The organism is Pseudomonas phoenicis, assembly GCF_047302395.1.
Taxonomy (GTDB): Bacteria; Pseudomonadota; Gammaproteobacteria; order Pseudomonadales; family Pseudomonadaceae; genus Aquipseudomonas.
Window position 1 is genome coordinate 762446 of sequence record NZ_CP154852.1, and the last position, 26755, is coordinate 789200.

The 26755-nt window shown below is 59.9% G+C and carries 20 protein-coding genes, 2 tRNA genes and 3 rRNA genes; 3 read left to right on the plus strand and 22 right to left on the minus strand.

Annotation, left to right across the window (positions count from 1 at the left end):
• Window positions 1-3: 3 nt before the first annotated feature.
• From AA0Z93_RS03755 to mrcB, 17 genes are all read right to left on the minus strand, one after another.
• A complete protein-coding gene (locus AA0Z93_RS03755) occupies window positions 4-2304 on the minus strand; it encodes an MlaD family protein (protein WP_413046332.1) in 2301 nt (766 codons plus the stop codon).
• The gene (locus AA0Z93_RS03760; protein ID WP_413046331.1) at window positions 2297-2920 is read right to left on the minus strand and encodes a paraquat-inducible protein A; all 624 of its coding nucleotides are present in this window, start codon (window positions 2918-2920) and stop codon (window positions 2297-2299) included. The genes AA0Z93_RS03755 and AA0Z93_RS03760 overlap by 8 nt, the downstream gene beginning before the upstream one ends.
• Window positions 2907-3566, minus strand: coding sequence for a paraquat-inducible protein A (locus AA0Z93_RS03765; RefSeq protein WP_413046330.1), 660 nt, complete (start codon window positions 3564-3566; stop codon window positions 2907-2909). The genes AA0Z93_RS03760 and AA0Z93_RS03765 overlap by 14 nt, the downstream gene beginning before the upstream one ends.
• A gap of 147 nt (window positions 3567-3713) precedes the next feature.
• A 5S ribosomal RNA gene (gene rrf / locus AA0Z93_RS03770) occupies window positions 3714-3829 on the minus strand.
• A 126-nt stretch (window positions 3830-3955) separates the two neighbouring features.
• Window positions 3956-6847, minus strand: a 23S ribosomal RNA gene (locus AA0Z93_RS03775).
• A gap of 257 nt (window positions 6848-7104) precedes the next feature.
• A tRNA-Ala gene (locus tag AA0Z93_RS03780) sits at window positions 7105-7180 on the minus strand.
• Between the two features lie 6 nt (window positions 7181-7186).
• Window positions 7187-7263, minus strand: a tRNA-Ile gene (locus AA0Z93_RS03785).
• 86 nt (window positions 7264-7349) lie between these two features.
• Window positions 7350-8886 (minus strand): 16S ribosomal RNA (locus AA0Z93_RS03790).
• Together the 16S, 23S and 5S rRNA genes with 2 tRNA genes alongside form the textbook arrangement of a ribosomal RNA operon.
• Before the next feature lie 497 nt (window positions 8887-9383).
• Window positions 9384-9986, minus strand: a complete 603-nt coding sequence (gene msrQ / locus AA0Z93_RS03795; protein WP_413046329.1) for a protein-methionine-sulfoxide reductase heme-binding subunit MsrQ — start codon at window positions 9984-9986, stop codon at window positions 9384-9386.
• Complete coding sequence (gene msrP, locus AA0Z93_RS03800) at window positions 9986-10999, minus strand: protein-methionine-sulfoxide reductase catalytic subunit MsrP (protein ID WP_413046328.1); 1014 nt, start codon at window positions 10997-10999, stop codon at window positions 9986-9988. The genes msrQ and msrP overlap by 1 nt, the downstream gene beginning before the upstream one ends.
• 78 nt (window positions 11000-11077) lie before the next feature.
• Window positions 11078-11929 carry a CDP-diacylglycerol--serine O-phosphatidyltransferase gene (pssA, locus tag AA0Z93_RS03805; protein ID WP_413046327.1) on the minus strand — a complete coding sequence of 284 codons (852 nt, stop codon included), beginning with the start codon at window positions 11927-11929 and terminating at the stop codon, window positions 11078-11080.
• Window positions 11930-12083: 154 nt separating this feature from the next.
• Window positions 12084-13100: a ketol-acid reductoisomerase gene (gene ilvC, locus AA0Z93_RS03810; protein ID WP_413046326.1), complete on the minus strand. Its 1017-nt coding sequence runs from the start codon at window positions 13098-13100 to the stop codon at window positions 12084-12086.
• A gap of 56 nt (window positions 13101-13156) precedes the next feature.
• Window positions 13157-13648 carry an acetolactate synthase small subunit gene (gene ilvN, locus AA0Z93_RS03815; protein WP_413046325.1) on the minus strand — a complete coding sequence of 164 codons (492 nt, stop codon included), beginning with the start codon at window positions 13646-13648 and terminating at the stop codon, window positions 13157-13159.
• Between the two features lies 1 nt (window position 13649).
• Window positions 13650-15374, minus strand: a complete 1725-nt coding sequence (locus AA0Z93_RS03820) for an acetolactate synthase 3 large subunit (protein WP_413046324.1) — start codon at window positions 15372-15374, stop codon at window positions 13650-13652.
• Window positions 15375-15782: 408 nt separating this feature from the next.
• A complete protein-coding gene (locus AA0Z93_RS03825) occupies window positions 15783-16118 on the minus strand; it encodes a YqcC family protein (protein WP_413046323.1) in 336 nt (111 codons plus the stop codon).
• Complete coding sequence (locus tag AA0Z93_RS03830) at window positions 16115-16912, minus strand: tetratricopeptide repeat protein (protein WP_413046322.1); 798 nt, start codon at window positions 16910-16912, stop codon at window positions 16115-16117. Before AA0Z93_RS03830 ends, AA0Z93_RS03825 begins: the two co-directional genes overlap by 4 nt.
• A 10-nt stretch (window positions 16913-16922) precedes the next feature.
• Window positions 16923-19244, minus strand: a complete 2322-nt coding sequence (gene mrcB, locus AA0Z93_RS03835; RefSeq protein WP_413046321.1) for a penicillin-binding protein 1B — start codon at window positions 19242-19244, stop codon at window positions 16923-16925.
• A gap of 116 nt (window positions 19245-19360) precedes the next feature.
• Here mrcB and AA0Z93_RS03840 point away from each other — a divergent pair, with 116 nt between their 5' ends.
• Window positions 19361-20920 (plus strand): AAA family ATPase, encoded by a 1560-nt coding sequence (locus AA0Z93_RS03840; RefSeq protein ID WP_413046320.1) that lies wholly within the window; start codon window positions 19361-19363, stop codon window positions 20918-20920.
• A 140-nt stretch (window positions 20921-21060) separates the two neighbouring features.
• Window positions 21061-21339, plus strand: coding sequence for a TfoX/Sxy family protein (locus tag AA0Z93_RS03845; RefSeq protein ID WP_413046319.1), 279 nt, complete (start codon window positions 21061-21063; stop codon window positions 21337-21339).
• A 306-nt stretch (window positions 21340-21645) separates the two neighbouring features.
• On the opposite strand, the gene AA0Z93_RS03850 is transcribed toward AA0Z93_RS03845, so the two are convergent.
• From AA0Z93_RS03850 to AA0Z93_RS03860, 3 genes are read right to left on the minus strand one after another with little or no spacing between them, the layout of a single operon-like run.
• Window positions 21646-22413, minus strand: a complete 768-nt coding sequence (locus AA0Z93_RS03850) for a heme ABC transporter ATP-binding protein (protein WP_413046318.1) — start codon at window positions 22411-22413, stop codon at window positions 21646-21648.
• On the minus strand, window positions 22413-23396 hold the full coding sequence (locus AA0Z93_RS03855; protein WP_413048354.1) for a FecCD family ABC transporter permease: 984 nt from the start codon (window positions 23394-23396) through the stop codon (window positions 22413-22415). The genes AA0Z93_RS03850 and AA0Z93_RS03855 overlap by 1 nt, the downstream gene beginning before the upstream one ends.
• A 50-nt stretch (window positions 23397-23446) precedes the next feature.
• Complete coding sequence (locus tag AA0Z93_RS03860) at window positions 23447-24331, minus strand: heme/hemin ABC transporter substrate-binding protein (protein ID WP_413046317.1); 885 nt, start codon at window positions 24329-24331, stop codon at window positions 23447-23449.
• Window positions 24332-24479: 148 nt separating this feature from the next.
• On the opposite strand from AA0Z93_RS03860, the gene AA0Z93_RS03865 reads away from it, so the two are divergent.
• Window positions 24480-24827, plus strand: a complete 348-nt coding sequence (locus AA0Z93_RS03865) for a Rieske (2Fe-2S) protein (protein WP_413046316.1) — start codon at window positions 24480-24482, stop codon at window positions 24825-24827.
• Here AA0Z93_RS03865 and sfsA read toward each other — a convergent pair.
• Both sfsA and AA0Z93_RS03875 read right to left on the minus strand, forming a co-directional pair.
• Entirely contained in the window at window positions 24790-25503 is a 714-nt protein-coding gene (gene sfsA, locus AA0Z93_RS03870) for a DNA/RNA nuclease SfsA (RefSeq protein WP_413046315.1), read from the minus strand. The two genes, AA0Z93_RS03865 and sfsA, sit on opposite strands and share 38 nt — an antisense overlap.
• Complete coding sequence (locus AA0Z93_RS03875) at window positions 25503-26675, minus strand: pyridoxal phosphate-dependent aminotransferase (RefSeq protein WP_413046314.1); 1173 nt, start codon at window positions 26673-26675, stop codon at window positions 25503-25505. Before AA0Z93_RS03875 ends, sfsA begins: the two co-directional genes overlap by 1 nt.
• Window positions 26676-26755 lie beyond the last annotated feature (80 nt).

The window sequence follows — 26755 nt, forward strand, 5'->3', positions numbered from 1 at the left end:
GCCTTATTTGGCCAGCGGGATCTTGGGCGCCCACTCCAGCCATTGGTCCTCGGGCTTGTCGAACAATGCGAAGGTCTGCTTGGGCAATGCCTGCGTCCCCATCTGCTCCCCTTCAGGCGTCGCAAAGGCGATACCGCCATCGATGAGGGTTTCGACCGACTCCGTGCGCAAGCTCACGCCTTTGATCAACCCCCAGTCGATGCCGAAACCGCTGCTGTTCCAGAATCGGCTGCCCCCTCGCACCAGCGGAGCGTAGCGCGGCTCGATCAGGATATGGATGAGCACCCGGTTAGCGGTCTGGCCCAGCTCGTAACCGGTCACCTTGCCCACCGGCACTTCGCGGTAGGTCACAGGCACACCGGGCTTGATCGAACCGCGACGCTCGGCGCTCAACGTCAATGCCAAGCCGTTCTCGGGCTCGGTCACCTCAGGTGCCTGTGGCAGTGCGATGAAGTCGCGCTGAGGCGCGAGCATGCGCGGTGCTGGCTTGACCTCCAGGTATTGCCCGCTGATCAATGTGTCCAGATTCTCGGTACGCACCAGCCCCAAGGCCGGCTTGACCACCCAGAACTGCGTACCGGTTCGAGCGATACGCTCTGGCACTTCAGTGATGCGCGCGCGCAACAGGACTGCCTGCAAGTCGTCGGTAAGGTCGACACTTTCAATATTGCCGACTTCCAACCCGCGCAAACGGATGGGCGTACCTGGTTTGAGGCCATCTCCCGTATTGACCCGAATGGTGATGAGTGTGCCTGCACGGTTGGCAGCCTCTTGGCTCTCGTGCAACCGGAAGCGTGGGATTCGTCGCTTCAACTTCACGTTGGCCTGCGGCGTATCGAAGGTGATGCCGCCGGCCATCAAGGTCTGCAGGGATTCGCTTTGAATCTTGATGCCCGAAAGCCCTCCGGTCAGGGTAATGCCGCTGGAATTCCAGAAGCGTGTCGAGCCGTTGACCAGGTTTTCGTATTCCTTCTCGATGTGCACGCCAATCAGAATGCGTTTGCTGTCGCGGGTGAACTGATAGCTCTGCACGTTACCGACTTTGACCTGGCGATACATGACCGGGCTGCCGACTTCGACCGAGCCGAGGCGGTCTGCGAATAGCACCAGGTGCAGCCCGGGGGCCTTGAGGTCCAATGGCGGCGCTTTGGCCCGCGCTTCGAACTCGCGGGAAGGCGAGGCGCCCTTCTCACCCGGTCGGATGGCGATGTAGTTACCCTTCACCAAGGCTTCCAGACCGGTGATGCCTGCCAGGGAAATGGACGGTTTGACTACCCAGAATTGCGTGCCAGAGACCAGGAAGTCTTCGGCCAAGGGGTCCATGGTCAGCTCCGCCGTAGCACTGGACAGGTCTTCCTCGATCTTCAGCGCCTTTAGCGAGCCCACCTGGATGCCCTTGTACATCACCGGCGTACGCCCGGCTTGCAAGCCTTCGAAGTCGGCCAGCTTGAGTTTGATGCGAATGCCGGCCTGGGCCGCGTCGAAGTCTTCGTACAAGCGGAACGGCAGATTTGGATCGGTCGGTGGGCTGTCCTTACGGTGTTCGGGCGTCGCAAAGGCGATGCCGCCGGCCACGATGCTGGCCAAGGACTCGGTGCGCACCTTGACCCCTGACAGGTCGGCATTGATGCTGACACCGCTGGCGTTCCAGAAACGCGTGTGCTTGCGCACCAAGTTGGCATAAGCCGGCTGGATGAACACTTTGATTTCGACCAGGTCCTGGTCTTCGGACAGGCGATAGCTCTTCACCCGACCGACCTTGATCTGTTTGTAGAACACTGGGCTGTCGCGGTTCAGCGAGCCCAGACGATCGGCCTTGAGGGTAAGGTGCAAGCCTGGCTCGTTATCGGACAAGGGCGGTGCTTCGGACAACGCTGTGAAACGCTTGGTGGGCTCACCTTCGCCTGGATCTATGGCGATGTAGTTGCCCGAGACCAAGGTTTCCAGCCCGGAGATGCCAGCGATGGTCACACTGGGTTTGACCAGCCAGAAGCGAGTGCCGGTAGTGAGGTGCTCTTGCGCTGCTCGGTTCATCTCGATGGTGGCAATGACACCGGTGTTGCTGCCTTCCTCGTCCAGGATCAAGGATTTGACCTTGCCCACTGACATGCCCTTGTACATGATCTCGGTCTTATCGGCGACGATGCCCTCGCCCGTCTTGAAACGCACCTGAATCTCGACACCCGCATCGCGGTAGGCCTGAAACGCCAACCAGCCACCGATGATCAGCGCTATGAGCGGAAGGATCCAGATGGCCGACCAGTTGGAGGCAGGGCGGGTTTTAGCCGTAGGCAAGTCACTCATTGTCGTTATCCGACTCCGTGTTATCCCAGATCAGACGGGGATCGAAAGTTAACGCTGCAAACATGGTCAGGATGACTACCGTTGCGAAGGCAACGGCACCTAGATTGGCTTCGACATTGGCGATACGGCCGAAATTCACCACTGCCACCAGAATGGCAATGACGAAAATGTCGAGCATCGACCAGCGCCCGATGAATTCGATGAAACGGTACATCCAGATTCTCTGCCGAGCTGACAGCGGCTGATGGCGCTGAACCGAATACAGCAACAGGGCAATGCCGATCAACTTGAACGTCGGCACCAGGATGCTTGCCACGAACACCACGCCGGCGATAGGCAGCATACCGTTCTGCATCAGTTCAATGACGCCGGACATGATCGTATCAGGCGTGCCTCGTCCCAGGCTGCTGACCGTCATGATCGGCAGCAGGTTAGCGGGTATGTAGAGAATCATCGCGGTGATCAGCAACGCCCAGGTGCGAACAATGCTGTTGGGGCGCCTTATGTGTACTGCAGCACCGCATCGCATACAAGGCTGGGATTTGGCGTCCGGCTGCAGCCGGTTCAGTTGATGGCATTCATTGCATACCACCAGACCTGCATCAATCGCCCGCATGCACATCCTCCCCAGACAGCGCGCTCCAGATCTGGTGCTCGGACATCACCACCTCCAGCCATACCTGAACCAATAACAACGCCACGAAGCACACCAGACCCAATCCGACGGTGAGCTGGGCCATGTCCACCAGCTTGACGATCGCCACCAGAACCCCCATCAGGTACACCTCGAGCATTCCCCAGTCGCGCACATGGTGGTAGACCCTGTAGATGAACAGGCCATAGCGGCGTCCGGTATTGAAACGGATGCTCAACAACACAACCAATTGGCAGAGCAGTTTGAGCAAGGGTATGGCCATACTGCACAGGAAGACCACCATGGCGATGCCACGCATGTCGGACTCGTACAGCCCTACTACACCAGTCCAGACCGTGTCGTAGGAGCTCTGGCCCAGTAGATGCAGACGCATGATGGGCAGAAAATTCGCCGGGATGAACAAGATCAGCGCCGTGAGGACCAAAGCCAGGCTGCGATTCACCACATTGTGCCGATGTGCGTAGAGCTCGTAACCGCAACGAGGGCATTGCGCTTTTTCATTCTGCTGCAGTTCGGGTTTGCGCATCAGCAGATCACACTCGTGGCAGGCGATCAGCTCATTCAGCGGCAATTCTTGCAGCGAGTGCGGAGCAGCGGTATCGGACATGGGCGGCTTCTGAGGAGTAGGACGGGCCTATTGTAGTGTTCAGAACACATGCAAAGGGAAAAGACTCCCCATGGGTAGCTACTCACTATCACGCAGAAAAGACAAAACCCCTACCTGCTTGCGCAGATAGGGGTTTTGCGAAATGAATCTTGACGATGACCTACTCTCACATGGGGAAACCCCACACTACCATCGGCGATGCATCGTTTCACTGCTGAGTTCGGGATGGGATCAGGTGGTTCCAATGCTCTATGGTCGTCAAGAAATTCGGTTGCCGGTACGTCGTTGCCGACGGGCCAGCCAATTCGGATATGTGATGATCTGTGTGCGAATCTTCGGCGATGCGTCTTACACACAACCTGCGTCTTGGCAGATTGCTTGGGTGTTATATGGTCAAGCCTCACGGGCAATTAGTATTGGTTAGCTCAACGCCTCACAGCGCTTACACACCCAACCTATCAACGTCGTAGTCTTCGACGGCCCTTTAGGGGATTCAAGATCCCAGTGAGATCTCATCTTGAGGCAAGTTTCCCGCTTAGATGCTTTCAGCGGTTATCTCTTCCGAACATAGCTACCCGGCAATGCCACTGGCGTGACAACCGGAACACCAGAGGTTCGTCCACTCCGGTCCTCTCGTACTAGGAGCAGCCCCTCTCAAATCTCAAACGTCCACGGCAGATAGGGACCGAACTGTCTCACGACGTTCTAAACCCAGCTCGCGTACCACTTTAAATGGCGAACAGCCATACCCTTGGGACCGGCTTCAGCCCCAGGATGTGATGAGCCGACATCGAGGTGCCAAACACCGCCGTCGATATGAACTCTTGGGCGGTATCAGCCTGTTATCCCCGGAGTACCTTTTATCCGTTGAGCGATGGCCCTTCCATACAGAACCACCGGATCACTAAGACCTACTTTCGTACCTGCTCGACGTGTGGGTCTCGCAGTCAAGCGCGCTTTTGCCTTTATACTCTACGACCGATTTCCGACCGGTCTGAGCGCACCTTCGTACTCCTCCGTTACTCTTTGGGAGGAGACCGCCCCAGTCAAACTACCCACCATACACTGTCCTCGATCCGGATGACGGACCTGAGTTAGAACCTCAAAGTTGCCAGGGTGGTATTTCAAGGATGGCTCCATGAGGACTGGCGTCCCCACTTCAAAGCCTCCCACCTATCCTACACAAGCAAATTCAAAGTCCAGTGCAAAGCTATAGTAAAGGTTCACGGGGTCTTTCCGTCTAGCCGCGGATACACTGCATCTTCACAGCGATTTCAATTTCACTGAGTCTCGGGTGGAGACAGCGCCGCCATCGTTACGCCATTCGTGCAGGTCGGAACTTACCCGACAAGGAATTTCGCTACCTTAGGACCGTTATAGTTACGGCCGCCGTTTACCGGGGCTTCGATCAAGAGCTTCGCTTGCGCTAACCCCATCAATTAACCTTCCGGCACCGGGCAGGCGTCACACCCTATACGTCCACTTTCGTGTTTGCAGAGTGCTGTGTTTTTAATAAACAGTCGCAGCGGCCTGGTATCTTCGACCGGCATGAGCTTACGGAGCAAGTCCTTCACCCTCACCGGCGCACCTTCTCCCGAAGTTACGGTGCCATTTTGCCTAGTTCCTTCACCCGAGTTCTCTCAAGCGCCTTGGTATTCTCTACCCAACCACCTGTGTCGGTTTGGGGTACGGTTCCCAGTTATCTGAAGCTTAGGAGCTTTTCTTGGAAGCATGGCATTAACCACTTCGTCGCCTAAAGGCAACTCGTCATCAGCTCTCGGCCTTGAGATCCCGGATTTGCCTAAGATCTCAGCCTACCACCTTAAACTTGGACAACCAACGCCAAGCTGGCCTAGCCTTCTCCGTCCCTCCATCGCAATAACTGCAAGTACAGGAATATTAACCTGTTTTCCATCGACTACGCTTTTCAGCCTCGCCTTAGGGACCGACTAACCCTGCGTCGATTAACGTTGCGCAGGAAACCTTGGTCTTTCGGCGTGCGAGTTTTTCACTCGCATTGTCGTTACTCATGTCAGCATTCGCACTTCTGATACCTCCAGCAAGCTTCTCAACTCACCTTCACAGGCTTACAGAACGCTCCTCTACCGCATCACCAAAGGTGATACCCGTAGCTTCGGTACCTGGTTTGAGCCCCGTTACATCTTCCGCGCAGGCCGACTCGACTAGTGAGCTATTACGCTTTCTTTAAAGGGTGGCTGCTTCTAAGCCAACCTCCTAGCTGTCTAAGCCTTCCCACATCGTTTCCCACTTAACCAGGATTTTGGGACCTTAGCTGACGGTCTGGGTTGTTTCCCTTTTCACGACGGACGTTAGCACCCGCCGTGTGTCTCCCATGCTCGGCACTTGTAGGTATTCGGAGTTTGCATCGGTTTGGTAAGTCGGGATGACCCCCTAGCCGAAACAGTGCTCTACCCCCTACAGTGATACATGAGGCGCTACCTAAATAGCTTTCGAGGAGAACCAGCTATCTCCGAGCTTGATTAGCCTTTCACTCCGATCCACAGGTCATCCGCTAACTTTTCAACGGTAGTCGGTTCGGTCCTCCAGTCAGTGTTACCTAACCTTCAACCTGCCCATGGATAGATCGCCCGGTTTCGGGTCTATACCCAGCGACTAAACGCCCTATTAAGACTCGCTTTCGCTACGCCTCCCCTATTCGGTTAAGCTCGCCACTGAATATAAGTCGCTGACCCATTATACAAAAGGTACGCAGTCACCTAACAAAGTAGGCTCCCACTGCTTGTACGCATACGGTTTCAGGATCTATTTCACTCCCCTCTCCGGGGTTCTTTTCGCCTTTCCCTCACGGTACTGGTTCACTATCGGTCAGTCAGTAGTATTTAGCCTTGGAGGATGGTCCCCCCATATTCAGACAAAGTTTCTCGTGCTCCGTCCTACTCGATTTCATTGATAAGAGCGTTTCGTGTACGGGGCTATCACCCACTATGGCCGCACTTTCCAGAGCGTTCCACTACTCTCAAACCAACTTAAGGGCTGGTCCCCGTTCGCTCGCCACTACTAAGGGAATCTCGGTTGATTTCTTTTCCTCAGGGTACTTAGATGTTTCAGTTCCCCTGGTTCGCCTCTTGCACCTATGTATTCAGTACAAGATAACCAGCTTGTGCTGGTTGGGTTCCCCCATTCAGAGATCTCTGGATCACAGTCTGTTTGCCGACTCCCCAAAGCTTATCGCAGGCTACCACGTCTTTCATCGCCTCTGACTGCCAAGGCATCCACCGTATGCGCTTCTTCACTTGACCATATAACCCCAAGCAATCTGGTTATACTATGAAGACGACATTCGCCGAAAATTCGCATGTTGCGCTCTCGCGCAGAACTCACAAATTTTACCTTAGCCTGATCACCACCAGTGAAAGTGGCCATCAGTCTATTTCTATCACATATCCGAATTTTTAAAGAACGATCTGACAAAAGTCAGAAATCAACATTCAGCGCACCCGATGACCTGGGTGGAATGTTCATTTCTAAGTTCTGAACAGCAAACGATGCTAAAAGGTGGTGGAGCCAAGCGGGATCGAACCGCTGACCTCCTGCGTGCAAGGCAGGCGCTCTCCCAGCTGAGCTATGGCCCCAGAAGCTGGTAGGTCTGGGCAGATTTGAACTGCCGACCTCACCCTTATCAGGGGTGCGCTCTAACCAACTGAGCTACAGACCTATAACAGGGTCGCGTTACAGCATCGTCTTCGTACAATGAATCAAGCAATTCGTGTGGGAGCTCATCAGCAGGCTGATGTCGTCGATTAAGGAGGTGATCCAGCCGCAGGTTCCCCTACGGCTACCTTGTTACGACTTCACCCCAGTCATGAATCACACCGTGGTAACCGTCCTCCCGAAGGTTAGACTAGCTACTTCTGGTGCAACCCACTCCCATGGTGTGACGGGCGGTGTGTACAAGGCCCGGGAACGTATTCACCGTGACATTCTGATTCACGATTACTAGCGATTCCGACTTCACGCAGTCGAGTTGCAGACTGCGATCCGGACTACGATCGGTTTTGTGAGATTAGCTCCACCTCGCGGCTTGGCAACCCTCTGTACCGACCATTGTAGCACGTGTGTAGCCCAGGCCGTAAGGGCCATGATGACTTGACGTCATCCCCACCTTCCTCCGGTTTGTCACCGGCAGTCTCCTTAGAGTGCCCACCATAACGTGCTGGTAACTAAGGACAAGGGTTGCGCTCGTTACGGGACTTAACCCAACATCTCACGACACGAGCTGACGACAGCCATGCAGCACCTGTGTCAGAGTTCCCGAAGGCACCGATCCATCTCTGGAACGTTCTCTGCATGTCAAGGCCTGGTAAGGTTCTTCGCGTTGCTTCGAATTAAACCACATGCTCCACCGCTTGTGCGGGCCCCCGTCAATTCATTTGAGTTTTAACCTTGCGGCCGTACTCCCCAGGCGGTCAACTTAATGCGTTAGCTGCGCCACTAAAATCTCAAGGATTCCAACGGCTAGTTGACATCGTTTACGGCGTGGACTACCAGGGTATCTAATCCTGTTTGCTCCCCACGCTTTCGCACCTCAGTGTCAGTATCAGTCCAGGTGGTCGCCTTCGCCACTGGTGTTCCTTCCTATATCTACGCATTTCACCGCTACACAGGAAATTCCACCACCCTCTACCATACTCTAGCTTGCCAGTTTTGGATGCAGTTCCCAGGTTGAGCCCGGGGCTTTCACATCCAACTTAACAAACCACCTACGCGCGCTTTACGCCCAGTAATTCCGATTAACGCTTGCACCCTCTGTATTACCGCGGCTGCTGGCACAGAGTTAGCCGGTGCTTATTCTGTCGGTAACGTCAAAACAACCAGGTATTCGCTAGCTGCCCTTCCTCCCAACTTAAAGTGCTTTACAATCCGAAGACCTTCTTCACACACGCGGCATGGCTGGATCAGGCTTTCGCCCATTGTCCAATATTCCCCACTGCTGCCTCCCGTAGGAGTCTGGACCGTGTCTCAGTTCCAGTGTGACTGATCATCCTCTCAGACCAGTTACGGATCGTCGCCTTGGTGAGCCATTACCTCACCAACAAGCTAATCCGACCTAGGCTCATCTGATAGCGCAAGGCCCGAAGGTCCCCTGCTTTCTCCCGTAGGACGTATGCGGTATTAGCGTTCCTTTCGAAACGTTGTCCCCCACTACCAGGCAGATTCCTAGGCATTACTCACCCGTCCGCCGCTGAATCGAAGAGCAAGCTCTTCTCATCCGCTCGACTTGCATGTGTTAGGCCTGCCGCCAGCGTTCAATCTGAGCCATGATCAAACTCTTCAGTTCAATACTGCTTGGGTTTTTAAGAAACCCTAAACTTGGCTCAGCAATCTCAAATGACTATGTGATTTCTCGCATGGTCACTTGTGATGCTGATAATCTTGGTGACTATCAGTCCATACTCACAAGCACCCACACGAATTGCTTGATTCAAATTGTTAAAGAGCGGTTGGTTGAGCCTTTCGTCTCAACCGAGGCGCGCATTCTACGCTGCCCTCAGTGTCTGTCAAGTGTTTATTTTGAAGTGTTTTGCGAGAATCTCGTTCAACTTCAACCACTTGGCTCGCTGCGATCTCTCGTAGCGGGAGGCGAATCATACAGCGTTACAACCTGCTGTCAACTGCCTTTTTCACCGCTGCCGATCAGTAGATCGAAACGCTTCCAGCTTTCAGAAAACGTTCAACTCATTGAATCTCAAGGAGTTTTCCGTTCCGTTTGCCCCGGAAGTGGTGCGCAGTATAAAGAGATCTGAGGAGGCGTCAAGCGCTTATTTCAAAATAGTTTCAGGCCGCCCTGCCCCGGGTTCTTTTAAGGCGCCTCGCGATTACTGGCACCCTCAATACCAATAGCAACGCGCCGATGCCTGCATAGATAGCCCATTCGGCCAGATCCGAGCGCACGATCCACAGGAAGTGCAGCAGGGCCAACCCTAGAACGGCGTATGTCAATTTGTGCAGCTTCTTCCAACGCGCACCCAATCTGCGCTGACTGTAACGATTGGATGTGGCTGCCAAGGCCAATAACCCCAGGAAGGCCAACGCACCAACGATGATGTATGGACGCTTGGTGAGCTCGACGGCCAATTGCCCCCAATCGAGACCCAGAACGAACACCAGATAGGCTGAAAGATGAAGACCTATATAAGCGCATGCCCATAGGCCTATCTGGCGACGCACGATTATCCAGCCAGCCCAGCTCGTCACACGCTGCAACGGCGTCATGGCCAACGATACCAACAAGAAGATCAACCCGCCCAATCCAAGGCGGCCGACCAGAATCTTCCCAGGGTCTGGCCCAAGCAGGTTGGTCGCCGCTTCATACAACCACCATGCAGGGAAAGCCAGACCCAGAAGGAAAATCGCCAGACGCAACAGTGGATAGCGCATCAGTAGTTCTTCCGTAGATCCATGCCTTCATAAAGCCCTGCCACCTCTTCGGCATAACCATTGAACAGTTCGGTATTACGCACATTCGGACTGAACAGCCCACTCGGCAGCCGTCGCTCGCGCGCCTGGCTCCAGCGCGGATGGTCCACGGTCGGATTGACGTTGGCGTAGAAGCCATACTCGGTAGGCGCCAGGCCCTGCCAGGTGGTCTGCGGCGGCTGCTCCACCAGACTGATACGCACGATGGACTTGATGCTTTTGAAGCCGTACTTCCAAGGCAATACCAGGCGCAGCGGCGCACCGTTCTGGTTGGGCAGCTCGCGGCCATACATGCCTACCGCCAGCAGCGCCAAAGGATTCATGGCCTCGTCCAGGCGCAATCCTTCGACGTAGGGCCAGTCGATCAGCCCGAAGCTGGACCGTTGCCCAGGCATGCTCTTGGGATCTTTAAGGGTTTCGAAGCGCACATAACGGGCCTTGGACGTAGGTTCGACGCGCTTGAGCAGCTCGGCCAGCGAAAAGCCCAACCATGGAATGACCATCGACCACGCTTCTACACAGCGCAGTCGATACACCCGCTCCTCGAACTGACTCGGCTTGACCAAATCTTCCAACGCATAGCGCCCAGGCTTGCCCACCTCGCCGTCGATCACCACGCTCCAGGGTTCGGTCTTCAGGCTGCCGGCATTGGCTGCCGGATCGCCCTTGTCAGGCCCGAACTCGTAGAAATTGTTGTAGTGGGTTGCGTCTTTGTAAGGCGTGATTGCCTCGCCTTTGACCGTGACTGCCCCCCAACGGGTGCTGGCCAGCTTGTCGGTGAACCAGGCCGGCGCCTTACCGGGCTCGACGTCGGCATAACGCGAGGCTTCGCTCGCAACGCCGATACGCGGCAAACCCGCCACGGCCAGGCCTGCGAGCGAACCGCCAAGAACGCTGCGGCGCGAGAGATAGATTGATTCAGGCGTGATCTGTGACGCAGTGCAGTCGGACGACTTATGAATCTTGATGAGCATGATGGCTCCATAGCACGGGTAGCGGATGTACCTGTAAGACTATGGAGCCTGACGCTTATTCCTGCATTCGCCGGATTATTAGCGTTTGCGACGACGACTGCGCAGCAGGAACTGGATAGGGCCGGATGCAGCGTAGGCCAGGAAGATCAAGAGGAGAATTCGCGGTGGATCGCTGAATACGACTGCGAATACCAGGACGACAGCCAGAATGGCCACGAACGGCACGCGCCCCTTGAGATCCAACTCTTTGAAACTGTTGTACTTGATGTTGCTGACCATCAGCATGCCGGCCGCAGCGACAATCAACGCCACCAGGAACGACAGCTTCGAGCCTTGAATGCCGTAGTCGCTGAAGGCCCACACGATACCCGCCACCACACCCGCCGCCGCCGGACTGGCGAGACCGATGAAGTAGCGTTTGTCAGCCTTGCCGACCTGGGTGTTGAAACGTGCCAGACGCAGGGCCGCACCCGCCACATAGATGAAGGCGACCATCCAGCCGACCTTGCCCATGTCGCCGAGCGCCCAGACGAACGCCAGCAATGCCGGCGCGACGCCGAAGGCGACCATGTCCGACAGGGAATCGTATTCCGCGCCAAAGGCACTCTGGGTATTGGTCATACGTGCGACGCGGCCGTCCAGGCCATCGAGGACCATGGCGACGAAAATCGCAATGGCAGCAAAGGCGAAGTAGTTGCTGGCCTCGCGCGGATTTGCGGCACTCATGTAGCCGTGAGCGTTGATCGAGCTGATGATCGAGTAGAACCCAGCGAACAGGTTGGCCGTTGTAAACAGATTGGGTAGCAGGTAGATGCCGCGATGCCGCACCTTGTGCCCATCCGCATCGTGCCCTTCTTCGACATGCTCATCGACAGGCAACAGGCTTTCGGCGTCGGAGGGCGTATGCGGCTCTTCGGGACGTTCGCTCATGTAAAAGTACCTTGCAACAGGGTTGAAAACGTTCGACACGGACGTGCATGACCGGTTCTACCACACACGCCACCGGTCAGCTTTATACCAGATGCCGACCGCAGAACGAAAAAACGCGGCCGAGGCCGCGTTTTTCGTGTGATCGAGACCGAACTCAGTTCTTGGCCTTGTCGACGATCTTGTTCGCCGAAATCCACGGCATCATCGAGCGCAGTTGCTCGCCGATGATTTCGATGCCGTGCGAGGCGTTGTTGCGACGCTTGGCGGTCATCGATGGGTAGTTGGTAGCACCTTCGCTGATGAACATCTTCGCGTATTCGCCGTCCTGGATGCGCTTCAGAGCATTGCGCATGGCCTTGCGGGATTCTTCGTTGATGACTTCAGGACCGGTCACGTACTCGCCGTACTCGGCGTTGTTGGAGATCGAGTAGTTCATGTTGGCGATACCGCCTTCATACATGAGGTCGACGATCAGCTTCAGTTCGTGCAGGCACTCGAAGTAGGCCATTTCCGGCGCGTAGCCCGCTTCGACCAGGGTTTCGAAACCGGCTTTGACCAGCTCGACGGTACCGCCACAGAGCACGGCTTGCTCACCGAACAGGTCGGTTTCGGTCTCGTCCTTGAAGGTGGTTTCGATGATGCCGGTACGGCCGCCACCGACACCAGCGGCGTAGGACAGCGCAACGTTCTTGGCATTGCCCGAAGCATCCTGATAGATCGCGATCAGGTCAGGGATACCGCCGCCTTTGACGAACTCGGAACGCACGGTGTGGCCCGGTGCTTTCGGCGCGATCATGATCACGTCGAGGTCGGCACGCGGAACGACCTGGTTGTAGTGGATCGAGAAGCCGTGGGAGAAGGCCAGGGTCGCGCCTTGCTTGATGTTCGGCTCGATCTCGTTCTTGTACAGGGCGCCCTGGAATTCGTCCGGGGTCAGGATCATGACCAGGTCGGCCGCAGCGACGGCGCTGGCGACGTCGGCGACTTTCAGACCATGGGCTTCGGCCTTGGCGACGGTGGCCGAGCCTTTGCGCAGGCCGACGGTGACGTCGACGCCGGAGTCTTTCAGGTTGCAGGCCTGGGCGTGGCCTTGCGAACCGTAACCGATGATGGCGACTTTCTTACCCTGGATGATGGAAAGGTCGCAGTCTTTATCGTAGAAAACTTTCATGCACTTACCCCTGGTTATATCTCGGCCCCTGGAGGGCCATCGCTAATTGTATTGAGTCAGATGCTCAGGACTTTGTCGCCACGCGCGATGCCGGTCACACCGCTACGCACGGTTTCCAGAATCGAGGCCGTACCGATGGCCTGAATGAAGCTATCGAGTTTGTCGCTGGTGCCACTCAACTGCACGGTGTAGACGCTGGCGGTGACGTCGACGATCTGCCCGCGGAAGATGTCCGTGGTGCGTTTGATCTCGGCCCGCTGGGCACCGGTCGCCTTGACCTTGACCAACATCAGCTCGCGCTCGATGTGCGCGCTTTCCGAGAGGTCGACCAGCTTGACCACCTCGACCAGCTTGTTGAGGTTCTTGGTGATCTGCTCGATCACTTCGTCATGCCCGACCGTGGTCAACGTCAGACGCGAGAGGCTTGCGTCTTCGGTGGGTGCCACGGTCAGGCTTTCGATGTTGTAGTTGCGCTGGGAAAACAGGCCGACCACGCGAGACAAGGCACCGGGTTCGTTTTCCAGCAGCAGGGAAATGATGTGCCGCATATCAGGTACGCTCCGTCTTGCTCAGCCACATGTCGCGCATCGAACCGTCCTTGATCTGCATCGGATAGACGTGCTCGGTGCGGTCGATGGCGATGTCGATGAACACCAGCCGATCCTTCATCGCGAAGGCCTCTTCCAGCTTGGGCTTGAGGTCTTCGAGCTTGGTGATGCGGATACCGACGTGGCCATAGGCTTCGGCCAGCTTGATGAAGTCGGGCAACGACTCGACGTAGGAATGCGAGTGGCGACCGTTGTAGGCCATGTCCTGCCACTGACGCACCATGCCCAACACGCCGTTGTTCATGTTGACGATCTTCACCGGCAGGCCGTACTGCATGCAGGTGGACAGCTCCTGGATGTTCATCTGGATGCTGCCTTCGCCGGTCACGCAGGCCACGTCCTGTTCGGGGAAGTTGAGCTTGATGCCCATCGCCGCCGGGAAGCCGAAGCCCATGGTGCCCAGGCCGCCGGAGTTGATCCAGCGGTTGGGTTTGTTGAAGCGGTAGTACTGCGCGGCGAACATCTGGTGCTGGCCGACATCGGAAGTGATGTAAGCATCACCGCGGGTGACTTCGCACAGTGTTTCGATGACCTTCTGTGGCTTGATGACGTTGCCGTCGCCCTTGTCGTAGGGGAACAAGCCTTGGTCGCCACGCCACTCGTTGATCTGCTTCCACCAGGCGTCGGCCGCGGCCTTGTCGGGCAGCTCGCCGATCTCCTTGAGGATCGCCTGCATTTCGGTCAGGACGCTTTCGACCGGCCCCACGATCGGCACATCGGCCTTGATCAGCTTGGAGATCGAGGCAGGGTCGATGTCGATGTGGATGATCTTGGCGTTCGGGCAGAACTTGGCCGGGCCGTTGATCACGCGGTCATCGAAGCGCGCACCGACGGCGAAGATCACGTCGGCATGGTGCATGACCATGTTGGCGGTATAGCTGCCGTGCATGCCCAGCATGCCGACGAACTGGTCGTCGCTGCCGGGGAAGCAGCCCAGGCCCATGAGGGTGTTGGTGACCGGCAGGTTCAACGACTTGGCGATCGCGGTCAGGGCGTCGGAGCCACCGCCGAGAATCACCCCGCCACCGGCGTAGACCACCGGGCGCTTGGCCGCCAGAAGCATCTCGGCCGCTTTGCGGATCTGCCCGGAGTGGCCACGTACGGCCGGGCTGTAGGAGCGCAGCTTGACCTTCTTGGGATAGACGTACTCGAACTTCTCGGCCGGGTTGGTCATGTCTTTCGGAATGTCGACCACGACCGGGCCAGGACGGCCGGACTCTGCCAGGTAGAAGGCTTTTTTCAGGGTCTCGGGAATCTCGCTGGCGTGCTTGATCATGAAGCTGTGCTTCACGATGGGCCGCGAAATACCGATCATGTCGGTTTCCTGGAAGGCATCGGTGCCGACCATGGTGCTGGGCACCTGACCGGACAGGATCACCATTGGGATCGAGTCCATGTAGGCCGTGGCGATACCGGTAATGGCGTTGGTCGCGCCAGGGCCGGAAGTCACCAGCACGACGCCGGCCTTGCCCGTGGCACGGGCATAGCCATCGGCCATGTGGGTCGCGGCCTGCTCGTGGCGAACCAGGATATGTTCGACTTCCGGTTCCTTGAACAGGGCATCGTAAACATGAAGGAGAGCACCACCAGGGTACCCGTAGATGTGCTTAACGCCTTCGTCGCGCAAAAAGCGGACGACCATTTCAGCGCCGGATAAGAGCTCCACGATGTTCACCTCTAAAACGCCAGAATACCGCCCTCGATGGCGGGTCTTAATAGGTTTACTGCCAAGCAGAGCATGAGCGAAAACGTCAGCACTGACTGAGCAAGTATTGGGATCGCCCCAGAGTGTTGCGGGGGGGTCCCACCCAGCGCGAGGTAACGCGTTGCGGGGTGTAACAGGCGGCGCGGGTATGCGCCTCATGATCTGCTTGGCGGGTCTGCTTCTGGCAGTCCCCCTACAGCGGAAACTGGATTCTTCTTATTCGGCGGCTTCAAGTCAAGAAAAATTATTGCGGATAATCTCTGAAGACGATTGGTTGCCACCACGTTTTACTTTCGTTGCAGCAGGAAAATAAAGTTATTCATTAAAAAGGGCCACAAATTGCGGCCCTGAGGGTGAAAAGAGCAGAAATCAGGCGTCAGCGCTGATCGAGCGATCGAATGCTGCCAGCAGTCGGCGCAGCTCGCGACTTTGTTCCGGACGGTCGGCAAAGACCGTTTCGGCCATGACCAGGATGCCGGAAGCGTTGGGCAACGGGTGGCCGCCTTCGATGATCTGCGTCATGCGCGGCAGGAAGATCCATTGCAGCCATTGCTCGAACGCCATGGTGTCGACGGCAAACGGCTCGACGCTGGCCAGCGCCTTGGGATCGGGCGCGGTGTCCACCCACCAGCCCTGCACCTGCAACTCGCGCTCGATCAGTAGTAGCTGGTCGGCGATGTCCAGCACACGCTGCTCGACGGTCATAGATTGACCTTGGCTTTCTGCCGTGCCGCTGCCGCGCCTGCGCTGTCGCCCTGCTTTTCGCGGGCCTGGGCGATGGTGTTCCACAACTCGGCTTGCAAGCTGGGGCGTCCATTGGCGTAGGTGAGCGCGCGGCGAGCCAACTGCTCGGCTTGCGCGGCATCGCCCTGGCTCAGGCGCACCTGGGCCAGACGGAACAACACTTGCGGTTCACGTGGAGCGATGCGCTGGGCGCGCTCCAGGCTCGAGGAGGCGCCGTTGAAATCGCCACTGCCCTGTTGTTGCTGCGCGGTGGTCAGCAATGCCAGCACCGGGCCGTCGAGCTGCTCGTCGGCGGCCAGTTCCGCAGCGCGGTTGCTGCGCGGAATGCCGGTCGGCGCGCTGGAGGCAGGCGCGGACTGGGGCGCGGACATCGAAGCGATGTCGAATGGTTCGTCGGCGATGGGGTTCGGGTCGGTGGTGACGGGCGCGGTATTGACGGGCGCCGTGTCGATGGGCGTGGCCTCGATGGGCGCCGCGCCGCTACCGGCCGGGAACGACTGGATCGGCGAGGCGCCCGCGCCCTGGGGAATCATCACGGTCACGCCGGAATCTTCCGGCAGCGACTGTGCCTGGGCAGTGCCGGTGTTGGGCGTCGCAGCAGCGTGCGCACGCTGCTGGATGCGCTCGCTGTTGGACACGCGAGAGCTGGAGTCAACGACCGGAATGTTGCCGCGCGGAACGCTGGAGCAACCCTGCAGCACGGCAATGGCCGTCAAGACTGGAAACCACCACTTGTTCAATTCACGCCCTCTCATGCTCTAGTGCTCAATTCATCCAGCCCTTGACCCAGTCCATGACCGAGTCGTCCGGCGCTTGCTCGCCACCACAGACGGCACCGGCCGCAGGCTCGCTGCCGCGAATATACGGCATCTGCACGGCGCCCGGACAGCTCTGGTCCGACCCCTGCCCGCTGTTCGGATCGATCCAGGCCTGGACGATGTTGTCCGGCTGCGGCATGTCCAGGGGCAAAGGGTCGGCCTTGTGCATGAAGCTGGTCCAGACCTGCAGCGCACCGGTGGCGCCGGTGAACGGCGTCTTGCCGTTGTCGTCGCGGCCCAGCCAGACCACGGCCAGCAGGTCCTGGCTGAAACCGGAGAACCAACTGTCGCGCGAATCGTTGCTGGTGCCGGTCTTGCCCGCCAGGGTCAGCGAGTTGGGCAGCACATTGTAGACCGAGCGTCCGGTACCTTCGCGCATCACCCGCTGCATGGCGTTCTGCACCAGGTAAATGGCGCCGCCGTCGAAGGTCTGCTGAACCTGGAAGGGATAACGCTTGAGCGGCTCGCCTTCGGCGGTCAGCACGCTGCGGATGCCGCGCATCGGCGTGTTGAAGCCGCCATTGGCGATGGTCTGGTACATCGTCGCCACCTGCATGGGCGACATCCCGCCCGCGCCCAGCAGCATCGACGGGAAGGCGTCCCAGTTCACGTTCACGCCCAGACGGCCGATGGTCTTGATCACGTTCGGCACGCCCACTTGCAGGCCGATCTTGGCTGTGGACAAGTTGTAGGAATGCGCCAGCCCCTGATACAGGTAGATGGTGCCGTGGGAGCGACGATCGTAGTTCTGCGGCCGCCAGACCTGACCATCGGCGCCTTTGACCGAGAAGGCCTCGTCCTGCACCAGGCTGGTCAGGGTGAAGGTGCCGGGTTTTTCCAGCGCCGTGAGGTAGACGGCCGGCTTGACCAGCGAGCCGATCGGCCGTACGGCGTCGATGGCGCGGTTGAAACCGGCGAAACCGGACTGCCGACTGCCGATCAGCGCCTGCACTTCACCGGTTTCCGGATTGCTCACCACCATCGCCGATTCGACCTCGTCCGAGCCTTTGCGCCCGGCCAGACGTTTGAAAGTCTCGGTCATGGCGGATTCGGCTTTCATCTGCAGGATCGGGTCGAAGCTGGTGAAGATGCGCAAGCCTTCTTCGGTCAGGTCTTCGTCGCGGTAGTCTTCGCGCAACTGACGCTTGACCAGGTCGAGGAAGGCCGGGAAGGAGCTGTCGGCCAGGCTGCCGCGTTTGGTCACGCCCAGCGGCATCTTCTTCGCGGCATCGACCACTTCCTGGCTGGCCACGCCCTGCTGGACCAGCAGGTCGAGGACCAGGTTGCGCCGCTGCAAGGCACGCTCGGGGTAGCGACGCGGATTGTAATAAGAAGGCCCCTTGACCATACCGACCAGCAAGGCGATCTGGTGCAGCTTGAGCTCCGACAATGGCTGGCTGAAGAAGAACTGGCTGGCCAGGCCGAAACCATGCACGGCGCGTTGACCATCCTGGCCGACGAACACTTCGTTGAGGTAGGCCTCGAGAATCTCGCGCTTGTCGTAGTGCAGCTCCAGCAGTACCGCCATCATGGCTTCGTTGAGCTTGCGGCTCAGGCTGCGCTCGCTGGTCAGGAAGAAGTTCTTCACCAACTGTTGGGTCAGGGTGCTGCCGCCCTGGCGCATCGCACCCGACGAGGTGTTGACCCATATCGCCCGGGCGATGGACTTGGGCGATACGCCATGGTGGCTATAGAAGTCGCGGTCTTCGGTGGCGATCAAGGTTTCGAGCAGATACGGCGGCACCTGATCGATATTGATCAGGATGCGGTCTTCGAGGTTTTTCGGATAGATACCACCGATCATCAGCGGCTCGAGACGCACCACGTCCAGTTTGCCGCCGTTGGCTCCGGCAAGCCCCGCCACGTAGTCGCCCGAGAAACGCACGCGCACGAACTGCGCGGGTTCCATACCTTCATAGAACTGGAAGCCACGGGTATTGAGGTCGACGTTGTTGCCGTTGACCGATGCTTCGCCCGGGCCATTGGCGGCGGCTTCACGCCGGTAGCCCAGGGCATCGAGTTCGGTGAGGAAGTCGTTCTTGCTCAGCTTCTGGCCGACGAACAGCTCCAGCGGGCGGGCATAGACCTTGGCCGGAATGGTCCAGCGCTTGCCGGAGAATTTTTCCTGCACGGTGGCATCGAGGTACACGGCGAAGCCGGCGAGCGCGACCAGGCCTACCAGGCTGAGCTTGAGGGCCCAGCCGAGCAGGACGCGGCCGCGTCCGGGGCTGGATTTCTTGGGGGTGCGGGGCTTTCGGGATCGAGTCATGGCGGCGGATTATACGCACTTTACTTTGGCTGGGCAGGCATCCCGGCGGTTTGCAGGGAAGGCACCATTGACCATAATGGCCCCCTCGAATTCCCTGACCCTTCGAAGGATCGCTCGTGAGCCAAGCCCTGATCGACGCGCTGCAGAACAGCGCCCTGTACCCCCATCCCGTGGACGGGTTCCAACTCATCGAGACGCACATCTCCTGGGTCCTGCTGACCGGTGAATACGCCTACAAGATCAAGAAGCCGATGAACTTCGGCTTTCTCGACTTCACCGACCTGGATAAGCGCCGGCATTTCTGCAACGAGGAGTTGCACCTCAACCAGCGTCTGACCGATGGCCTCTACCTGGATGTGCTGCCGATCACCGGCAGCGTGGAAGCGCCGGTGATCGGCGGCGAAGGCGAGGCGCTCGAATATGTGTTGAAGATGCGCCAGTTTCCGCAGGCGAACATGCTCAGTGCCCTGCAGGCCAACGGCGAACTCACCGCCGAGCACATCGACCAACTGGCTCGGCAGATCGCCGCATTCCACCTCGACGCGCCCCGCGTGCCCGACACCAACCCATTGGGCTCGCCGCACCACGTCATGGAGCCGGTCGAGCAGAACTTCGAGCAGATTCGCCCGTTCCTCAAGGACAGCGCCGACCTGCAACAGTTGGACAATCTGCAAGCCTGGGCCCAGAGCACCTACCAGCGCCTGGAGTCGCTGATGCTGACGCGCAAGGCCGACGGTTTCGTACGCGAATGCCATGGCGACATCCATCTGGGCAACGCCACGGTGATCGACGGCAACGTCGTGATCTTCGACTGCATCGAGTTCAACGAGCCTTTCCGCATGACCGATGTCTACGCCGACATCGCCTTCCTGGCCATGGACCTCGAAGACCGCGGCCTGAAGTGGCTGGCGCGGCGTTTCATCAGCCAGTACCTGGAACTGACCGGCGACTACCAGGGCCTGGAACTGCTCAACTTCTACAAGGCCTACCGCGCGCTGGTACGGGCCAAGGTCGCGTTGTTCAGCCTGTCTGCCGATGCCGATGGCGTGCAGCGCGCCACCACCCTGCGCACCTACCGCAACTACGCTAACCTGGCCGAAAGCTACAGCGCCATTCCTTCGCCGTTGCTGGCGATCACCCATGGTGTCTCGGCGGTAGGCAAAAGCCATGTGGCCATGCGCCTGGTCGAAGCCCTGGGCGCCATTCGCGTGCGCTCGGATGTGGAGCGCAAGCGCCTGTTCGGCGAGCAATCGGCCCGGGCCGAGGCGCTGGCCAGCGGTATCTATGCCGAAGATGCCAGCATCGCCACTTACCAGCGTCTGCACCAATTGGCGACGACCATCCTCAAGGCAGGTTTGCCCGTGGTGCTCGATGCCACTTACCTCAAGCAGGACCAGCGCCACGCGGCGGCTCATGTGGCCAGCGAGACCGGCGTACCGTTCCTGATCCTCGACTGCCATGCGCCCGAAGCGGTGATCCTCAGTTGGCTGGAACAGCGTCGATCCGAGCAGAGCGATCCGTCGGACGCCACGCTGGAAGTGGTCAAGGCGCAACAGGCGGGGCGCGAGCCGCTCGATGAACAAGAAGCCTTGCTCAGCAAGCGTGTCGACACTCACCAAGCCAGTGCCATGGACGAGCTGATCGAGCAGATTCGCCAGCGCCTGCCAGGTCTGTAATCGGCCAATCCTTGCCATACGAGGCCGGATCACGGCCTCGTATGGCAAAAAAGGCGTACTCGCAAAATCCCGCTACACTCATCTGCTGCTCTGTCACGATTTCTACAGACGACACCGTTCAGCCGTTGCAAGGAGGCTTGATGAACGATGAGTTGCAGCACCTTAAAAACCTGGGCAAGACCTCCGCACAATGGCTTCATGCCGTCGGTATCCACAGCCTTTCCGACCTACGCCGCCTGGGCGCGGTCAGTGCCTACCGAGCGGTGAGACTTCGGGGTTTTCGCGCATCGAAAGTGCTGCTATACGCCATCGAAGGCGCTTTGCTCGACATGCACTGGAATGATTTGCCCAGCGAGCGCAAACAGGCGTTGCTACAGCAGCTGAATGCCAAACCCCTCAACCAAAAAATAATTGGATAAATACCGTACAAGGGGATTGACTACGAAATGAGAATCGTTATGATTATCACAACTGGTCGCGAGACTGGTTGGATAACCTGAAAGCCCTTGGTCGGACTCTCAGATTATCTCCTCATCAGGCTAATCACGGTTTTTGACCCGGCAATTTGCCGGGTCTTTTTTTATCGGTGCTTTTGTCGATGTCGATGAGGATGACAGGTGATCTGGTCCATCACCTGCCATAGCCAGATCGGGGGCCGCTCCCATCCGCTTTTCACGGCTTGCGGACAGGAGCGGCCCCTACGCGGGTCAGCCTTTCTCGGCGCCTCAGCGCATGATGACCAACGGGTGCCCCCGCTCGGGATGCGCCTGCACCAGCACTTCGATCTCGAACACCGCCTTCAGGGCCTGAGGTGTGAGCACCCGCGACGGCACATCCAAAGCATGGCAGCGCCCCTCCTGCAACAGCAGGATGCGATCGCAATAGCGGGCCGCCAGGTTCAGGTCGTGCAGAATCACCAGCACGGCTGCGCCGCGGTCGGCGATGTCGCGTACTGCCTGCAAGATAGTGTGTTGGTGCAGCGGGTCGAGCATCGAGGTCGGCTCGTCCAGCAACAAGGTGGTACCGGTCATTCCAGGCCATAATTGCGCCAGTACCCGTGCCAGATGCACGCGCTGACGCTCGCCGCCCGATAGTTGCAGATAGCTACGCGTACGCAGGTGCCAGGCATCGGCCGCCCGCAGCGCGGCTTCGACGATTTCGCCATCCTGCCGCTCGCCGCTGGCATGGGGCAGACGGCCCAACCCCACCACTTCCAGGACCGTGAAAGAGAAGCCCAGGCTCGACACCTGCGGCAGCACCGCCAGGCAACGCGCCCTCTCTTCCCCGCGCCAATTGCCCAGCGCACGCCCCGCCAAGCGCACCTGGCCCTGGCTCGGCACCAGCTCGCCGCACAGTACGCTCAGCAAACTGCTCTTTCCCGCACCGTTGGGGCCAAGCACGCCCATGATCTGGCCAGGTTGCAATTGCAGATCGATATCGCTCAGCACCGCTTGGTTGCCGCGACGCAGGTGCAAGGCCTCGACTTCGAGCATCAGCCACGTCCTCGGATCAGCAGGAACAGGAAGAACGGCGCGCCGATGAAAGCCGTGACGATGCCGATGGGCAGTTCGGCAGGCGCCAGCGCCAGCCGCGCGATCAAATCGGCGAACAACAACAGCGTGCCGCCTGCCAGCAGCGAAGCGGGGAGCACCACCCGGTGGTCCGGCCCGGCCAGCAAACGCACCAGGTGCGGTACCACAAGACCGATGAAACCGATCAGGCCCGCCGCCGCCACTGCCGCGCCTACGCCCAGCGCAGTGCAGAACACCAGCTCGCGCTTGAGCGCCTCCACATCGACACCCAGGTGCCGCGCCTCGGACTCGCCCAGCAGCAATGCATTGAGCGCCTGCGCCCGGCGCGGCAGCCACAGCGCTACGCCGCCGGTGACCAGCAGCAGCGGCCATAGACGCTGGTAACTGGCGCCGTTGAGGCTGCCCAGGTTCCAGAACGTCAAGGTCCGCAGCGTGGCATCGTCGGCCAGGAAAGTGAACAGACCCACCGCCGAGCTGGCCAGCGCAGTGAGGGCGATGCCGGCGAGCAGCATGGTCGCCACGCTGGTCTGGCCGTCACGCCGGCCCAGGCGGTAGACCAGCGCAGTTACGCCCAGCCCGCCGAGAAATGCGCAGACCGATAGCAGATAAGGCGCGAACGCCTCATCGATACCGCCCAGCCAACTACCACCCGCGATCGCCACCGCCGCGCCCAATGCCGCGCCGCTGGCGACGCCGACCAGGCCCGGATCGGCCAGCGGATTGCGAAACAGCCCCTGCATGGCGACTCCGGACAGCGCCAGCACCGCACCCACCGCCAAGCCCAGCAAAGTGCGGGGTAGACGGATCTGCCCCAGGATCAGCTCGGCCTGCCCCAGCCCCTGGCCTGAGAGCGGCACGCCCAGCAGCCGCAGCCCCGCGCGCCCGGTATCGGCCAATGGCAGGCTGACCGGCCCCAAGGCCAGCGACAGCCATACGGCCAGCACGCAAGCCAGACCCAGCCCGATGAACAGCGTGCGCGGCGCCAGCAGCCGCCTCATCGCGCCAGACTGACCTGGCCTGTGGGATAGAAGGCTTGCGCCAGACGCTCCAGCGTGACGGGCAGTCGTGGCCCTAGGCCACCGACCAGCAGCGTCGGATCGAGGCTGATCACGCGCTGTTCACGCACCGCACGGGAGCCAGCCAGGCCCGGGTTTTCCTTGAGCAAGGCCTGCACGGCCGCTTCGCCGTCCAGCGCACGGTCGGACACCACCAACACGTCTGGGTCCATGGCCGCCAGCGCTTCCAACGACAGCGGCTTGTAGCCCTGATGGTCGGCCAGATTGCGCGCTCCGGCCTGCTTGAGCAGCCAGTCCCCAGACGTGCCCTGCCCCGCCAGCAACGGCTTGCCGCCGGCATGGCCGACCAGCAACAGCACACCGGGGGCGGCCTGCCTGGCCTGGGCGCCTTTGATCGAGGCGGTCAAGCCGTCGATCTGCCGGCGATAGTCGCCGGCCAGCGCAGCGGCCTGCGGCTCGACGCCGAGCAGACTGCCCAGGCGCTTGAGGTTGTCGTCGACCGCAGTGAGTGCCGGCTCGCTGGAAAACAACTCGACCCGCACCCCGGCGTTGCGCACTTGCGCAAGTACGGGCGGTGGCCCCATCTCATCGGTCCCGACCAGCACATCGGGGCGCAGACTGAGAATGCCTTCGGCCGACAGTTGCCGCTGATAGCCGATGCTCGGCAGCGCCTTGAGCGCTGGCGGGTGCTGGCTGGTGGTATCGACGCCGACCAGATGCGGCTCGCCGCCCAATGCGCTGATCCATTCGCTCAAGGCGCCCCCGGCGCTGACCCAACGCTGCGGCAGTTCCTGGGCCGAGGCCAGGGAAGAGAACGCCAGGCCGGCGCACAGAGCGACCAGGGCGAAGGGTTTGCGCATCATAGGGATTCCTCGCTAAAGCAGGGCACGCGCCTTGTGACGCGTGACGGAACTGCGCACCATGGAGCTGCCGGTACGACACTGGCGGCCATTTGATAATTACTCGCATTGAAGCGTCAAGCGACGCGCGCATTCCCACAAGGCTGACACCATGGATTTTCTCTGCGCTTCCGATGCTTTGCCCGAAGGCACCAGCCGCGCATTCAACCTCGCCCGGGCGACGCTGTTCGGCGTGCGCCGGCAGGGCCGCGTCTACCTCTACCGCAACCGTTGCCCGCATCGGGGTATCGGGTTGCAGTGGTCGCCGGAAGCGAGCCTGCTCGACCCCAGCGGCCAGCTCATCGAATGCGCGCACCATGGCGCGTTGTTTCGGGTGGAAAGCGGCGAGTGCGTCGCCGGCCCTTGCGAAGGGGAAATGCTCGAAGCCCTGGCCTGTCACGAAGACGCCAAGGGCCTGTGGCTCATGGATTCAACAGCACCGGCAGACGTCGATCGATGAAGATTTCCCCGGCGTCCAGCCGGGTGCCATACGCCAACACCTCGACGCCGTCGGCCACTGCCGCGCGCAGGGCCTGGGCATAGGCCGCGTCGATCTCCCCGGCCGGGCGCACCGCCTCGATCCCGCTGAGGTTGACGCAATACAGCTGCACCGCCCGCACCCCCTGACGCGCCAAAGCGGCCAGTTCGCGCAAATGCTTGGCCCCGCGCTGGGTCACCGCATCGGGGAAGGCGGCGACCGCTGAGCCCGGATAGCCCAAGGTCACGCTCTTGACCTCGACGTAAGCGGCGCCGTGCGGGTATTCCAGACGAAAGTCGATGCGGCTGCGCTCCTCGCCATAGGCCACTTCCCGGCGCAACGCAGTGAAACCTGCCAACTCGGCGATCAGACCCGCGCGCAAGGCTTCCTCGACCAACGCATTGGCCCGCCCGGTGTTGATGCAGGCCAGACGCCCCTGGGGCGTTTCGCTGATTTCCCAGGTGCCGGGCAGCTTGCGCTTGGGGTCGTTGGAACGGCTGAACCACACCTGCCCGCCTTCGACCATGCAATTGAGCATCGAGCCGGTGTTGGGACAGTGGATGGTCAATTGCTCGCCGCTGGCCAACTCGATGTCGGCCAGGAAGCGCTTGTAGCGGCGCAGCAGGCGGCCTTCTTCCAGTTCGGGATGAAAGCGCATCAGCCTTGCCAGCTACGCAAGCCGCGGGCGATACGTTCGACGGCCTGCTCCAGGCGCGGCAGGCTCTGGGTATAGGCGAAACGCACATGGTGCCCGGCCTGATGGCGACCGAAATCCAGCCCTGGGGTGAAGGCCACGTGTTCGGTTTCCAGGAAATGCCGGCAGAACTCGAAGGCATCGCCGCCGAACGCGCTGATATCGGCATATAGATAGAAGGCACCCTGAGGCTCGACGGCAATGCCGAAGCCCAGCTCGCGCAGTGCCGGCAACAGATAATCGCGACGGCGGGCGAAGGCTTCGCGGCGCTCCTCCAGAACCGCCAGCGTCTGTGGCTCGAAGCAGGCCAGCGCGGCGTGCTGGGCCATGCTCGGGGCGCTGATGTAGAGGTTCTGCGCCAATTTTTCCAGGTCGGCCACCGCGGCCGGCGGCGCCACCAGCCAGCCCAGGCGCCAGCCGGTCATGCCGAAGTACTTGGAAAAGCTGTTGAGCACGAAGGCGCCGTCGTCGACCTGCAGCACGCTCGGTGCCTCCATGCCGTAGGTCAGGCCGTGGTAGATCTCGTCCACCACCAGATGGCCCTGGCGCGCCTGCACCGCACGCGCCAGCTCGGCCAGCTCGGCGCGCTCGAGCACCGTGCCGGTGGGGTTGGCCGGCGAGGCGACCAGCGCACCGACCGTGTCCTGGTTCCAGTGGCGATCGACCAGGTCGGCGGTCAGTTGGTAGTTTTCCACCGGCCCGACCGGCACCAACTGCGCGCCGCCTTCGACCAGGCGCAGGAAGTGCCGGTTGCAGGGGTAGCCCGGATCGGCCAGCAACCAGTGCTTGCCTGGGTCCACCAGCAGGCTGCTGGCCAGTAGCAAGGCACCCGACCCGCCTGGGGTGATGAGGATGCGCTGCGGATCGATGTCCAGCCCGTAGCGCTGGGCGTAGAAACCGGCGATCGCCTCGCGCAGGGCCGGCAGGCCACGGGCGGCCGTGTAGCGGGTATGGCCCGCGGCCAGGGCAGCCTGACCGGCGGCGACGATGGGCGCGGCGGTGCTGAAATCGGGCTCTCCGATCTCCAGGTGGATGACGTCGTGGCCGGCCGCTTGCAGCTCGTTGGCGCGCGCCAGCAGGGCCATGACGTGAAAGGGTTCGATCGCGCGACTGCGTGCGCTGTAGGGTTGCGTCATGGCGTTTCTCGCTGATGACTGAACGGAATTCTTTTCTTGCGCCCGACCACCGAACGCGGCGGACACGGCGCTGTCCATAG